The organism is Bradyrhizobium sp. ISRA442 (assembly GCF_038085055.1).
In the GTDB taxonomy this organism is placed as follows: domain Bacteria; phylum Pseudomonadota; class Alphaproteobacteria; order Rhizobiales; family Xanthobacteraceae; genus Bradyrhizobium.
Genome location: NZ_JALGCN010000017.1, coordinates 122,578 through 135,906 on the forward strand (window position 1 = coordinate 122,578; position 13,329 = coordinate 135,906).

Below are 13,329 nucleotides of genomic sequence, written 5' to 3' on the forward strand. Positions count from 1 at the left end.
AAATCGACATGGCACGTGTTGCACTGGTGACGGGCGGAACGCGCGGTATCGGAGCGGCGATCAGCAAGGCCCTTAAAGCGGCCGGCTACAACGTCGCGGCGAGCTATGCCGGTAATGATGCGGCCGCCGAGAAGTTCAAGGCCGAGACCGGTATCTCCGTCTACAAATGGGATGTCGCGTCGTTCGACGCGTGCGCGGCGGGCGTCAAGCAGGTCGAAGCCGATCTCGGTCCCGTCGACGTGCTCGTCAACAATGCCGGTATCACCCGCGACACAGCCTTCCACAAGATGACGCTCGAGCAGTGGAACGCCGTGATTAATACCAATCTTGGTTCGCTGTTCAACATGACGCGCCAGGTCATCGAAGGCATGCGTGCCCGCAAGTTCGGCCGCATCATCTCGATCTCGTCGATCAACGGTCAGAAGGGGCAGTTCGGCCAGGTCAACTATTCCGCGGCCAAGGCCGGCGACATCGGCTTCACCAAGGCGCTGGCGCTGGAGAATGCCAAGGGCGGCATCACCGTCAACGTCATCGCGCCGGGCTACATCAACACCGAGATGGTGCAGGCCGTGCCGAAGGACGTGCTGGAGAAGAACGTCATCCCGCAGATCCCTGTCAACCGCCTCGGCGAGCCCGAGGAGATCGCGCGCGCCGTGGTGTTCCTCGCCGCCGAAGAGGCCGGCTTCATCACCGGCTCGACGCTGACAATCAACGGCGGCCAGTATCACGCCTGATATAGCGCTGGGCGCAACAAGAGGGTAATGAAGGCGCCGTGCCCGGCCTCGTGCCGGGCATCCGCGTCCTCAGAGCCCTTTGATCGATGACATCCCGTACCGCTACGCTGATAGGATTGACCGCGATCCTGATGTGGTCGCTGCTGGCGGTGATGACGGTTGCGACCGGGACGATGCCGGCGTTCCAGCTCGCGGCGATGACCTTTGCGATCGGTGGTCTCGTCGGTCTGCTCACCTGGATCGGACGCAGCGACGCGGCGCTGAGCCTGCGCCAGCCGCCGGCCGTGTGGGTGGTCGGCATCGGCGGGTTGTTCGGCTATCACGCGCTTTATTTTCTCGCGCTCCGCTTCGCGCCGCCGGCCGAAGCCGGCCTGCTCAACTATCTCTGGCCGCTGCTGATCGTGCTGTTTTCGTCCTTCCTGCCGGGCGAACGTCTTGCCGTGCATCATGTCATTGGCGCGGTGCTCGGCCTCGTCGGCACCGTGCTGCTGTTCGCCGGCAACACGAGCGGTTTCGCGCAGGGCCAGTTGCCTGGGCTGATCGCGGCCTTCATCGCGGCCTTCGTCTGGGCGAGCTATTCAGTGATGTCGCGCCGGTTGAAGGCGGTGCCGACCGATGCTGTGGCCGGCTTCTGTCTCGCCACTGCGGCGCTCGCTGCGCTGATGCACCTTGCGCTCGAGGCCACGGTCTGGCCGGAGACGATGCTGCAATGGCTCTCCGTCTTCGCGCTCGGCGTCGGCCCGGTGGGCGCGGCGTTCTATGCCTGGGACATCGGCATGAAGCGCGGCGACATTCGCGTGCTGGGGGCCGCCTCCTACGCGACGCCGCTCTTGTCGACCGGCTTCCTCATTGCCGCCGGCTTTGCTAAGGCCAGCGCGAACATCGCCGTTGCCGCGATCCTGATCGCCGGCGGCGGCCTGATTGCGGCGAAGGACATGGTGTTGCGGAAGCGGTGAATGTCATTCCGGGCCGCGCCTTGCGCGGTCCCGTCGCATCGCCCCGGAATGACAATTTAGGGCTACGGCTCCCAGCCCGCTGGCGCGAGCTCGAACTTGGCGAACTCGAATGCCGGGGCGACGGTGCAGCCGACCAAGGTCCATTCGCCGGTGGTCTCCGCCATCTGCCAGGCCTGCGCCGGCACGATCGCCTGCGGCCGCTCGCCGCCGACCAGGTCGGTGCCGAGCCGCACGTCGTGCCGGGTGCAGCCTTCATGCGCGATACGCAGCATCAGCGGACTGCCGGCATAATAGTGCCAGATCTCGACGGCATCGATACGATGCCAGTGCGAGCGCTCGCCGCGCGCGAGCAGGAAATAGATCGAGGTCGAACGCGACCGCCCGTTGGCATCCGTGCCCTGATCGCGGAACGTCTCGCGATAGTGCCCACCTTCGGGATGAGGTCTGAGCTCAAGGCGCGCGATGATCTCGGCTGCGGTCGGCATCGATCCCCGTCAGGACTTGTTCTTGCGCTCGCGCAATTCGCCGAACACCGCGGCGGCATCCGCGCCCTTCATGTGTAGCTTGGCTGCGACCGACGGTTCATCAGCCCGCAGGAACACGTTTGCTCGCTTCTCATCACCAAGCAGTGAGGGAATCGTGGGCTTGTTCTCGGCGCGGAGCTTTGCAACCTCGGCCGCGCGCGCCTGGAGCGCCGGATTGTCGGGCTCGATGGTGAGGGCGAACTTGACGTTGGAGGCGGTGTATTCGTGGCCGCAATAGAGCTTGAAGTCGTCGGGCAGGGCGCGCAGCTTGAGCAGCGAATCCCACATCATCGGATAAGTGCCTTCGAACACGCGGCCGCAGCCGATCGAGAACAGCGTGTCGGCGGCGAACACCGTCTTCTCCGTATCGAACACGTAGGAGATATGGTCGAGCGTGTGGCCGGGCGTCTCCAGCACGCGCGCCAGCAAGTTGCCGATCTTGACGATGTCGGCATTGACGACGCGCAGGTCGACATCGGCGATTGCCGTCGTCTTGTCGTGCGGCGCGACGACGCGGCAGTTGTATTTCTGCTTGAGTTCGGCGACCCCGCCGACATGATCGCCATGGTGATGGGTGATCAGGATGTCGGTGAGTTGCCAGCCCTCGCGCTCCAGCGCCTTCAGGATGGGACCGGCCTCCGGCGCGTCGATCGACGCCGTCGCCTTGGTTTCCACATCGTGGATCAGATAGCCGAAATTGTCGTTTAAACAGCCAAAAGTACGAATCTCGGCGGCCATGACATCTCCATCGCGCTCAGCCCCGCCTGACAGATATGGCGTTAACGTTGCGCAGGCAATGCAATATTCGGCGCGCTCAGGTTGCCGCCCACGTGTTACATTGCCGTCATGAGCATCGACGTCGTTGATCTGCGCGAGTTCTACTCCCGCCGCCTCGGGATCGTGGCGCGGCAATTGATCAATCGCGGCATCAAGGAGCGCTGGCCCAATACCGAGGGGCAGCGGGTGCTCGGCATCGGCTACCCGACGCCTTATCTCGGATTGTTCCGTGAGGATGCGGAGCGTTGCATCGCCTTCATGCCGGCGGCCCAGGGCGTGCTGAAATGGCCCACCGGGCGGCCGGCGCTGGCCTCGCTGGTCGACGAATTCTCGCTGCCGTTGCCGGACGCCGCGGTCGACCGCATCCTCCTCGTCCATGCGCTGGAGATGTCGGACGACCCGGCCGCGCTGCTCCGCGAGGTGTGGCGGGTGCTGTCGCCGTCCGGCCGCGTGATTGCGGTCATCCCGAACCGGCGTGGGGTGTGGACCCGCACCGACAACACGCCGTTCGGCCACGGCCGGCCCTATTCGCGTTCGCAGATCACCGACCTGTTACGCCAGACCTGGTTCACGCCGACCGCCTGGGGCGAGGCGTTGTTCATGCCGCCCTATGCCGGCGGGTGGGTGCTGAAATCGGCGCATATGTGGGAGCGCGTCGGTGCGGCGCTGTCGCTGCCCTTTGCCGGCGTCCACATCGTCGAAGCTACCAAGCAGGTCTATCGCGCGATCCCTGCGAAGCGCGAGCGGGCGCGGCTGATTCCCGCCCTGACGAAGCCAGTGCTGGTGCCGTCCTCGACGACGGCGACGCGCAGCTAAAAGTCTCCCTGCGCGAGAGGCGATCGGCGCCGCGGTTCGCACCGATTCAGGCAAACTGATCGTGCTTCAAAAACACGATGTCCCGGCGAGGCCGGGACATCGTCGTTCGATTCATCCGAGGGAGATTGCCGCTTACTCGCCGGGGGCGAGATCGTCGCTCGATCCGGCCGGAGCAGTCTCGCGCTCGCGCTCCGGGCGCGGGCCATGCGGCCGGCGGCGCCGGCGCGGATAGCGCTCGCCGCCACCCTCGAAGCCGCTGCCCTGGCCGCCGTTCACCTGCGGCTGTGCGCCGGTGATGAAGGACGGCAGCCGGTCGACGCTGCCGGCATCCGATATCACCGGCTGCGGCTGGTTCTGCGGTTGCGGCTGCTGATATTGCGGCTGCGGACGATGCTCGCGTTCGCGGTGCTCGCGCGGCTGCTGCTGGTCGCGCTGATAGGGTTGCTGGTTGTCGCGCTGGCCGTCGCGGTCACGCTGCTGATAGGGCTGCTGCTGCGGCTGCGGAACGAAGCCCGGCTCCTGGCCGAAATTCGAGAAACTCTCGCCGTCGTCCTCGCTGTCCTCGCTGACGATCCCCTCGCCGCGCGGCTGCTGCTGGTTCTGGCGGAACTGCTCCTGGGCCGCCGCGATCATCCGGAAATAGTGCTCGGCGTGCTGGTAGTAATTCTCGGCCGCGACGGGGTCGCCGGAGGAACGCGCATCGCGCGCGAGTTGAAGGTATTTTTCGGCGATATGCGAAGCCGTGCCGCGGATCTTGATGTCGGGTCCGTTGGATTCGTAGACCCGGGTCATCGGGTTCTGGCCGCGCCGGTTATTGTTATTGTTATTGCGGTTGCGCATCCGCTGCTTGTTCTGACCGTTTCTCATGTCCTGCCTTTAATTCCAGCCCTAAAAGTTACACGCATTTACTGACTGCTGAGAGCGACCTAACGGCAACGGCTCACATTTCTCGTGCGCACCGCGCGCAAGAGCGGCCTAAGCCCTGCCAATGTTCGTCGACCGTCGCGCTCAACAAAGACGCGTTCCCCACCGCCAGCATCCATCGCCAGCGAACCCACTCATTTCGCCTGCCGAAACAAGCCCAGCTTTCTTGCGTAAATCTTCAAGCGCAATATCAGGCTTTCGTTCACGTTGCGGTCGGAAAGCTGCGCAGCTCCACGGGCCATCGCGCTTAACAGGACCTGCGGCTTGGAACCGTTAATCAGTAAAGCTCTCGCCCTGAGAGCCCGGCTTTCGCCCGTAAGTCTACGGGGCCGGTACCGATGTGTTGAACGGAACGTAGTCGTTCCCACGGGATATTCCAAGAGGTTTTTACAGTCCAATCGGGCTTTTATGGGGTCATTTTTCGGGCCGAAACCGCCCTTGGAACACCCGCCAGATCGGCCCTTGCTGGCCTGTCCATCGATAACGCGGCTGCTGCCATCAAGGTTTCAATGCCCTGAGCCTGACCCTGTCCCGCCTCGACGATCAGTGCCCCGCCGGGCGCGAGACGTTCCGCCGCTTGCGGGATCAAGGCGCGATAGGCGTCGAAGCCGTCATGGCCGCCGTCGAGCGCAAGGTGCGGGTCGTGGTCGCGGACCTCCGCGCTCAAATTCGCGATGTCCGCCGAAGCAATGTAGGGCGGGTTCGACACGATCAGGTCGAACGGACCCGAAAGGGCCGCCGCATAGTAGCACGCGACGAATCCGGTGCGGTCGGAAAGCCCGAGAGCCGCCGCATTCTCGCGCGCCGTGCCGAGCGCCGTCAGGCTGACATCGGTGCCGACGCCGAAGGCTTCGGGAATCTCGTGCAGCAATGAGAGCAGGATGGCGCCTGACCCGACGCCAATATCGGCGATCCGCGGGCGTCGTCCCGATGCCGGGAGCTCGCGAAAAATCTCCAGCGCCAGCTCGACGACGGTCTCTGTGTCCGGCCGCGGCACCAGCGTCGCCTCGGACAATCGAAACGGCAGGCCCCAGAATTCCCGCGTGCCGAGAATGCGTGCGACAGGCTCATGTGCGAGCCGGCGCTGCGCATATTGCTCGAGCCGTACGGCTTCCTCGGGCGTGAGCTGTCGCGCTGCCTGCGAGATCATGCCGGTCAGATCGAGGTTCAGTGCGGCGCCCACGAGCAGGCGCGCGTCGAGGCCTGCGTTCTCGATGCCGGCCGACTGCAGCCGTGCCGCCAGGATCCGCCGCGCGTTCTCGATACTGCTGCCGAATTCGGAATCTGTCGCCAATGAAGCTATCCTGCCTGGCATCGTGGATAGATCGGCGGCTGCGCTTGCGTCAACGGACATGATCGCGTTTGATCGCGCCGGCGGCGACGGCAAGACCCATGACGGCATATGACGCTCAGAATGTCTTCGCGAAAATCCTCCGCGGCGAGTTTCCCGGCTTCGAGGTCTTCTGGGACGAGCGCACCTTCGCCTTCCCTGCTGACGAATGAAGCAGCCGCCGAAAGGGACGTCGTCGCGTCGCGCGAGTTGAGGCAGAAGGCAGGGATGGCTCAATCGAAGCGGAAGAAGGAACGCCCGGTGTCTGTGTGGCCCTCAAAGGGCGGCGCGATGCGGGAGTCCGACTATGCGGCGCTTGCGCAGTTTCGCTACCAGCTCCGAACCTTCCTGGCATTCAGTGAAGCCGCGGCCAAGCGCGCCGGCCTGACACCGCAGCAGCACCAGGCGCTGTTGGCGATCAAGGGATTTGCTGGCCACGAGGCCGCAAGCGTCGGCGACCTCGCGCGCTTCCTCCTGATCCGGCACCACACGGCCGTGGAGCTGATGGATCGCATGACCAAGTTGAAGCTGATCGTACGGGAGGCCGATCCGCAGGATGCAAGGCGCGTGCTGGTCAAGCTGACGGCCAGGGGCGAGCAGAAGCTGCGCTCGCTCTCGCGGATTCATCTGGACGAGCTGCGTGCCGCAACGCCAGCCTTGAGCAGGATCCTGCGATCGTTCCGGGCCAAAGCGCGCTGAAGCCGGGCTCAGGCCGCGGCACCTTGCGCTGCGAGCTGGGCGGCCTGGTGCTCGGTGGTCAGTGCATCGATCAACTCGCCGAGCGCCTCGCCCGCGATCACCTGCGGTAGCTTGTAGAGCGTCAGGTTGATGCGGTGGTCGGTGACGCGTCCTTGCGGGAAATTATAGGTGCGGATGCGCTCACTGCGGTCACCGGAGCCGACCTTCTCCTTGCGGTCGGCCGAGCGCGCGGCCTCGAGCCGCTGGCGCTCGGCATCGTAGATGCGCGAGCGCAGGATGTTCATCGCAGAGGCGCGGTTCTTGTGCTGCGAGCGGCTGTCCTGCATCATCACCACGATCCCGGTCGGGATGTGGGTGATGCGGATCGCCGATTCGGTCTTGTTGACGTGCTGCCCGCCCGCGCCTTGCGCGCGCATGGTCTCGATCCGCAGGTCATCGTTCTTGATGTCGACGTCGACGTCCTCGACCTCCGGCAGCACCGCGACGGTGGCGGCGGAAGTGTGGATGCGCCCCTGCGTCTCGGTGTCGGGCACGCGCTGCACCCGATGCACGCCGGATTCGAATTTCAGCTTCGAGAACGCGCCGCGGCCCTGCACCTCGGCGATGATTTCCTTGTAGCCGCCGACGGTGCCTTCGCTGGCCGAGATCACCTCGACCTTCCAGCCCTGCAAACTGGCAAAGCGTTCGTACATCCGGAACAGGTCGCCGGCGAACAGCGAAGCCTCGTCGCCGCCGGTGCCGGCGCGAATTTCCAGCACCACGTTGCGATCATCCATGGCGTCCTTGGGCAGCAGCGCGACACGGATTTCTTGGACGAGCTCCTCGATTCTGCGATTGAGCTCGTCGCGCTCGGCTTCCGCCATGCCGCGCATCTCGGCGTCGGTTGCGGGATCGGCGATCAGCGCCTCGGTGTCGGCGAGCTCTTTCACGGCAGAACGATAGGCCTTCACCGCCTCGATCAGCGGGCTGATCTCGGCGAGCTCGCGCGTGATTTGCACATAGCGCTCGGAAGCGAGTTGGCCGAGCGATTCGGCTTCGAGCGAGGCGTGGTGCGCGAGCAGGACGTCCAGTTTGGCTTCGGGGAGTAACGACATCGGTTCAGTCTCAAAGAGCGGACGGAGGGCAAGGCGGAAGCGAAGCGAACCGGCCCGCTACAACGCCAGCCCCTCGGCTTCGGCGAACTCCGTCAGCTTCTGCCGGATCGAGACGCTGCCCGTAGGCGCGTCCAGCAAGGGGCCGAGCATCGCCTCGGCCTTCTTCGCATCGAGATCGATGATCATCGCCTTGACCGGACCGAGCGCCGTGGCCGAGAGCGACAGCGAGCGATAGCCCATCGCGATCAGTGCCAGAGCACCGATCGGCTTGGAGGCCATCTCGCCGCAGAGCGAGAGCGATTTCTGCGCCGCGTTCGACTTGCGCGCGATCTCGCGCAGCACGCGCAGGATCGGCGCCGACATGGTGTCGAAGCGTTCCGAGACCTTGGCGTTGCCGCGGTCGACCGCGAACAGGAACTGGAACAGGTCGTTGGAGCCGACCGAGATGAAGTCGACCTTCTTCAGGAGCTCGTCGAGCTGATAGAGCAGCGCCGGCACCTCGACCATGGTGCCGATGTCGATACGCTCCGGCAGCGTGTGGCCGTGCTGGCGCAAGTAAGTCAGCTCGCGCTCGACTAGTGCCTTGGCGGCGTCGAATTCGGCGACCTCGGAGATCATTGGGAACATGATCCGCAGCGCGCGGCCGCCGCCGGCGCGCAAGAGCGCGCGGATCTGGCCGCGCAGCAGCCCGGGGCGGTCCAGCCCGAGCCGGATCGCACGCCAGCCCAGCGCGGGATTTTCCTCGATCACGGTCTCCATATAGGGCAGCGCCTTGTCGCCGCCGATATCCAGCGTGCGGAAGGTGACGGGCTTGCTGCCTGCGGCATCGAGCACGGCGCGGTACAGCGCGAGCTGGTCGCTGGTGCGCGGCAGGCTCTGCCCCACCATGAATTGCAGCTCGGTGCGGAACAGTCCGATGCCGCCGCTGCCGGTGTCGTCGATATGGGGCAGGTCGATGGCGAGACCCGCATTGATCAACAGCTCGACCTTCTGGCCGTCCTTGGTCACGCAGGGCCTGTCGCGCAGCGCCAGATACTGCGCCTGCCGGCGGGCGCGGAAGCGCACGCGCTCAGCATAGGCGGCCTCGATCTCCTGCGAGGGGCGCACATAGATCGAGCCGGAGGTGCCGTCGACGATGATGGCGTCGCCGGGATCGGCGATGCCGGGCGCGTTCGGCACTTCACCGACTGCGGGAATGCCGAGCGCGCGCGCCACGATCGAGACGTGGGAATTGGCGGTGCCTTCCTCCAGCACGATGCCGCGCAAGCGCTTGCGGTCGTAGTCGAGCAGCGCCGCCGGGCCCATCGCGCGCGCGATGACGATGGCATTGTCGGGCAAGTGCTCGCGCGAGGGCGCGTGGTCCTGGCCGACGAGCTGCCGCATCAGGCGATAGCCGAGATCCTCCAGATCGTGCAGGCGGTCGCGCAAATAGGGATCGGTCGAGCGCAGCATGCGCGCGCGGGTGTCGGACTGCACGCGCTCGACCGCAGCCTCGGCGGTGAGACCCGTGGCGACCGCTTCGTGCAGCTTGTGCGACCAACCCTGGTCGTTGGCGAACATGCGGTAGGCTTCGAGCACGTCGCGGTGCTCGCCGCCGTCGGCGACGTCGCCGCGCTCCAGCATGCGATCGAGGTCGGAGCGCAGCTTGGCGAGCGCGCTGTCGAGCCGCTTGATCTCCTTCGGCAGATCCTCGGCGATGTAGTCCTTGATGACGACACGCGGCTCGTGCAGCACGACATGACCGAGCGCGATGCCGTCCGACAGGATGGCGCCGACCTTCTGGGTGGAATGGCGCGCCGCCGGCTCGAGGCCGGGCTGGGCCAGTGCGGACAGCTCGCCGGAGGCGATCAGCTCCGCCAGCACCATGGCGGTGGTCTGGAGTGCCTCCAGCTCCTCCTCGACATAGTTGCGCTTGGCGCGGTTCTGCACCACCAGCACGCCGAGCGTGTTGCCGGCGCGCAGGATCGGCACGCCGAGGAAGGAGTGATAGATTTCTTCGCCGGTCTCGGGGCGGAACGAGAAGGCGGGGTGGCTCTGCGCATCGCTCAGGTTGAGCGGCGTCGCTTCGCTGGCGACGAGGCCGACCAGGCCCTCATGGGCGCTCAGCACGGTGTGGTGCACCGCCTCGCGGTTGAGACCTTCGGTGGCGTAGAGCTCGAGCGTGTTGTCGATGCGCAGCACATAGACCGAGCACACCTCGGCCACCATGTTGGCGGCGATCAGCACCACGATCTTGTCCAGCCGCTCTTGGGCCGAGACCTGCTCCGCCATGGTTTCGCGGAGCCGTCTCAATAAGACGCGGGGACCTCCCGATGCGCTCCGCATGTGCCGTCAATCTCCTTCATCTACCAGGGCCCGGAGGCCCCTGGCGGCTCGCCCGAAAAATCCAGAAAAACAACAAACTTGCTCATCCGGTGCCGGCCCCAGCGTCGCTTGAGCCGAATCGGCACCGCCTCAACTGGGGCACAGTTTGTGGCAGCCCACCCTGTTCGCCGTATAGCGAATTGGGGCTTGTTTTGCCAAGCAAAACGCCTGCCAAACGCGAAGGTGTGTACACCTTCGCGTTTGCTGCGACCGCTAAGAGAAAATTCGTCTAGGCCTGATCGAGGCCGTAGAGCGTGTGCAGGGTGCGCACCGCGAGCTCGGTATAGGCGGCGTCGATCAAAACCGAGAATTTGATCTCGGAGGTTGTGATGGCGCGGATGTTGATATTCCGCCCGGCGAGGGCCGAGAACGCCTGAGCGGCGACGCCGGCATGGCTGCGCATGCCGCTGCCGATCACCGATATCTTGGCGACGTCGGTAGCGCTGTCGAGCCGGGCGTAGCCGATCTTGTCCTTGGCCGCGGTGATCGTGTCCTTGGCGCGGGCATAGTCGGCCGCCGGCACCGTGAAGGTGAGATCGGTGGTCTTGCCGTCTTCGGAGACGTTCTGCACGATCATGTCGACGTTGATGTTGGCATCCGCCAGCGGGCCGAAGATCGAAGCGGCCACGCCGGGCTTGTCCTCGATCTGGCGCACCGAGATCTGGGCCTCGTCCTTGGAAAAGGCGATGCCGGTGACGACGTGGCTTTCCATGATCTCCTCCTCGCTGCAGATCAGCGTGCCGGGCGGCTGGTTGGCATGCGGGTCGATATCCTCGGGCTTGTCGAAGCTCGAGCGGACGAAGATCGGCATGTTTTGGACCATGCCGAGTTCCACCGAACGAACCTGGAGCACCTTGGCGCCCTGAGAAGCCAGTTCCAGCATGTCTTCGAATGCGATCTTGTCGAGCGGGCGCGCCTTCGGCACGATCCGCGGGTCGGTGGTGTAGACGCCGTCGACATCCGTGTAGATGTCGCAGCGGTCCGCCTTGATGGCGGCGGCGATCGCGACCGCCGAGGTGTCCGAGCCGCCGCGGCCGAGCGTGGTGATGCGGCCCGTGTCGGGGTTGATGCCCTGGAAACCGGCGATGACCGCGACTTCCTTCCGCTCCTTGAAGCGGGTGATGATCTCGCCGCCGTCGATGCCCTCGATCCGGGCCGACGCATGGGCGTCGCTGGTCTTGATCGGGATCTGCCAGCCCTGCCAGGAGCGGGCCTGGATGCCCATGCCCTGGAGCACGATGGCCAGCAGGCCCGAGGTGACCTGCTCGCCCGAGGCGACCACGGCGTCGTATTCGCGCGCATCGTGTAGAGGCGAGGCCTCGGTGCACCAGGCCACGAGCTCGTTGGTTTTGCCGGACATCGCGGAGACGACCACGGCCACCTCGTGGCCGGCGTCGACCTCACGCTTCACGTGGCGTGCGACGTTGCGGATACGTTCGATGTTGGCGACGGACGTGCCGCCGAATTTCATCACGAGGCGGCTCATGACGACGCGTGCATTCCCTCATAAGGATAAGTATGGTGACCCGCGCGAGACGATGCCGCGGACACCCGACGCGCGTATACAGAGGGGCGGGGCCGGGGGCAAGCGGGTTCCTGCGGGGGCGGCGGGGGTATGGGTTAACCGAGATCATGGCGCGGTACATCGACGAGATCCTGCAGCCCGGCGAGAAGGTGCTGTATTCGACCAATGCGCACTGGATCTTCTACTTTCCGGCCATCGTGGCCTGGATCGTCGCTTTGGCCTTGTTCGTGTTGTCCCGGCAGACCGTTGTCGAGGGCCTCGTGCTGCTGTGTCTCGTCGCCGCCGCCCTTGTGGCGCTGGCCGCCTTGTACTGGACGGTGAAAGGCTGGTTCCATCGCTTCACGACCGAGACCGACGTGACTAATTTGCGGGTCGTGCACAAGACCGGGTTCATCAAGCGCCGCACCTTCGAGATGGCATTGGACAAGGTCGAGAGCGTCGACGTCAACCAGTCTATTCTTGGACGTATTCTCAACTATGGCGACGTGACGATTCGCGGCGTCGGCGAGGGGATCGAGACGATCAAGACGGTCGACTCACCGCTCGCCTTTCGTAGTTCGATCACCACGCGGTAGGACCGCGCGTATTCATGAGCATGCAGCAAAATCCTTCCGCAACCGCATCTGGCCAGCCAGGCTCGACCGTCGACGCCGCAGAGATCGCGAAATTCTCGAAACTCTCGGCGGAGTGGTGGGACCCCAAGGGCAAGATGGCGCCGCTGCACCGGATCAATCCGCTGCGGCTCGGCTACATTCGTGACGCCGCCTGCCGCAAGTTCGAGCGCAACGTGCGCAGCCTCAACTGCCTCGCGGGCCTGCGCCTGCTCGACATCGGCTGCGGCGCCGGCCTGCTCTGCGAGCCCTTGTCACGGCTCGGCGCGCAGGTCATCGGCATCGACCCTTCGTCAAGCAACATCGCAGCCGCAAGGCTGCATGCCAACAAGGGGCATCTTGCCATCGACTATCGCTGCACCACGGTCGAGGAGATCGACCCGCGCGAGCGCTTCGACATCGTGCTGGCGATGGAGGTGGTCGAGCATGTCACCGACGTCGGCATGTTCCTCAATCGCTGCGCCGCGATGCTGAAGCCGAACGGACTGATGGTGGTTTCGACGTTGAACCGCAACTGGAAGAGTTTCGCGCTCGCCATCGTCGGCGCCGAATACGTCCTGCGCTGGCTGCCGCGCGGCACCCATGAGTGGAACAAGTTCGTCACCCCCGACGAGCTCGCAAAACACCTGCTCGACAACCGCCTCGTCATCACCGAGCAGACCGGCGTCGTCTACAGCCCGTTCGCCGATAAATGGACCCTCTCCTCCGACATGGACGTGAATTACATGGTGGTGGCGGAAGGGATGGTGTGATCGCTCTCCCTATCCCCTGAGCTGCCTGCAAGATGCCCACTGCAGCAACAACAAAAGCTGTCGTGCTGGCGAAAGCCAGAACCCATTACCCCAGGGAGAGGCTGTGGCGCGAGACCGGTAACCACGAGTCTTCGCCAAACGACCCCCTCGGGTAATGGGTCCTGGATCTGGCGCTTCGCTTGTCCAGGACGACACCGAGTTTGTGGCAGGAGCATCGCTCCTA

Annotated in this window: 13 protein-coding genes and 1 pseudogene; 7 read left to right on the top strand and 7 right to left on the bottom strand. The window is 65.0% G+C overall.

Annotated features, from left to right (window positions below; all coding sequences use genetic code 11):
* Nucleotides 1-8: 8 nt before the first annotated feature.
* A complete protein-coding gene (gene phbB, locus MTR72_RS29090; protein ID WP_280967826.1) occupies nt 9-734 on the top strand; it encodes an acetoacetyl-CoA reductase in 726 nt (241 codons plus the stop codon).
* Nucleotides 735-820: 86 nt separating this feature from the next.
* On the top strand, nt 821-1,690 hold the full coding sequence (gene yddG / locus MTR72_RS29095) for an aromatic amino acid exporter YddG (RefSeq protein ID WP_280967827.1): 870 nt from the start codon (nt 821-823) through the stop codon (nt 1,688-1,690).
* 62 nt (nt 1,691-1,752) lie between these two features.
* Here yddG and MTR72_RS29100 read toward each other — a convergent pair whose 3' ends face one another.
* Nucleotides 1,753-2,175, bottom strand: a complete 423-nt coding sequence (locus MTR72_RS29100) for a cupin domain-containing protein (RefSeq protein ID WP_280967828.1) — start codon at nt 2,173-2,175, stop codon at nt 1,753-1,755.
* Nucleotides 2,176-2,184: 9 nt separating this feature from the next.
* Entirely contained in the window at nt 2,185-2,952 is a 768-nt protein-coding gene (gene gloB, locus MTR72_RS29105; RefSeq protein ID WP_280967829.1) for a hydroxyacylglutathione hydrolase, read from the bottom strand.
* A 108-nt stretch (nt 2,953-3,060) separates the two neighbouring features.
* On the opposite strand from gloB, the gene MTR72_RS29110 reads away from it, so the two are divergent.
* The gene (locus MTR72_RS29110) at nt 3,061-3,807 is read left to right on the top strand and encodes a methyltransferase domain-containing protein (RefSeq protein WP_280967830.1); all 747 of its coding nucleotides are present in this window, start codon (nt 3,061-3,063) and stop codon (nt 3,805-3,807) included.
* A 132-nt stretch (nt 3,808-3,939) separates the two neighbouring features.
* On the opposite strand, the gene MTR72_RS29115 is transcribed toward MTR72_RS29110, so the two are convergent.
* Together MTR72_RS29115 and prmC are read right to left on the bottom strand one after the other, a co-directional pair.
* Nucleotides 3,940-4,674: a DUF4167 domain-containing protein gene (locus MTR72_RS29115; RefSeq protein ID WP_280967831.1), complete on the bottom strand. Its 735-nt coding sequence runs from the start codon at nt 4,672-4,674 to the stop codon at nt 3,940-3,942.
* A gap of 463 nt (nt 4,675-5,137) precedes the next feature.
* On the bottom strand, nt 5,138-6,046 hold the full coding sequence (prmC, locus tag MTR72_RS29120) for a peptide chain release factor N(5)-glutamine methyltransferase (protein ID WP_280971174.1): 909 nt from the start codon (nt 6,044-6,046) through the stop codon (nt 5,138-5,140).
* A gap of 77 nt (nt 6,047-6,123) precedes the next feature.
* Between prmC and MTR72_RS29125 the strand changes: the two are divergent.
* Both MTR72_RS29125 and MTR72_RS29130 read left to right on the top strand, forming a co-directional pair.
* Nucleotides 6,124-6,219: pseudogene (locus MTR72_RS29125) on the top strand (HIT family protein); the annotation flags it as partial.
* A 70-nt stretch (nt 6,220-6,289) separates the two neighbouring features.
* Nucleotides 6,290-6,760 (top strand): MarR family winged helix-turn-helix transcriptional regulator, encoded by a 471-nt coding sequence (locus MTR72_RS29130; RefSeq protein ID WP_280967832.1) that lies wholly within the window; start codon nt 6,290-6,292, stop codon nt 6,758-6,760.
* An 8-nt stretch (nt 6,761-6,768) separates the two neighbouring features.
* Here MTR72_RS29130 and prfA read toward each other — a convergent pair whose 3' ends face one another.
* The 3 genes from prfA to MTR72_RS29145 form a co-directional block, all read right to left on the bottom strand.
* Entirely contained in the window at nt 6,769-7,854 is a 1,086-nt protein-coding gene (gene prfA / locus MTR72_RS29135) for a peptide chain release factor 1 (protein WP_280967833.1), read from the bottom strand.
* A gap of 57 nt (nt 7,855-7,911) precedes the next feature.
* Nucleotides 7,912-10,179: a phosphoenolpyruvate--protein phosphotransferase gene (gene ptsP / locus MTR72_RS29140; RefSeq protein WP_280967834.1), complete on the bottom strand. Its 2,268-nt coding sequence runs from the start codon at nt 10,177-10,179 to the stop codon at nt 7,912-7,914.
* 268 nt (nt 10,180-10,447) lie between these two features.
* A complete protein-coding gene (locus tag MTR72_RS29145) occupies nt 10,448-11,704 on the bottom strand; it encodes an aspartate kinase (protein ID WP_280967835.1) in 1,257 nt (418 codons plus the stop codon).
* A 146-nt stretch (nt 11,705-11,850) separates the two neighbouring features.
* Between MTR72_RS29145 and MTR72_RS29150 the strand changes: the two genes are divergently transcribed.
* Together MTR72_RS29150 and ubiG are read left to right on the top strand one after the other, a co-directional pair.
* Complete coding sequence (locus MTR72_RS29150) at nt 11,851-12,318, top strand: PH domain-containing protein (RefSeq protein WP_280967836.1); 468 nt, start codon at nt 11,851-11,853, stop codon at nt 12,316-12,318.
* Nucleotides 12,319-12,332: 14 nt separating this feature from the next.
* The gene (ubiG, locus tag MTR72_RS29155; protein ID WP_280967837.1) at nt 12,333-13,106 is read left to right on the top strand and encodes a bifunctional 2-polyprenyl-6-hydroxyphenol methylase/3-demethylubiquinol 3-O-methyltransferase UbiG; all 774 of its coding nucleotides are present in this window, start codon (nt 12,333-12,335) and stop codon (nt 13,104-13,106) included.
* Nucleotides 13,107-13,329 lie beyond the last annotated feature (223 nt).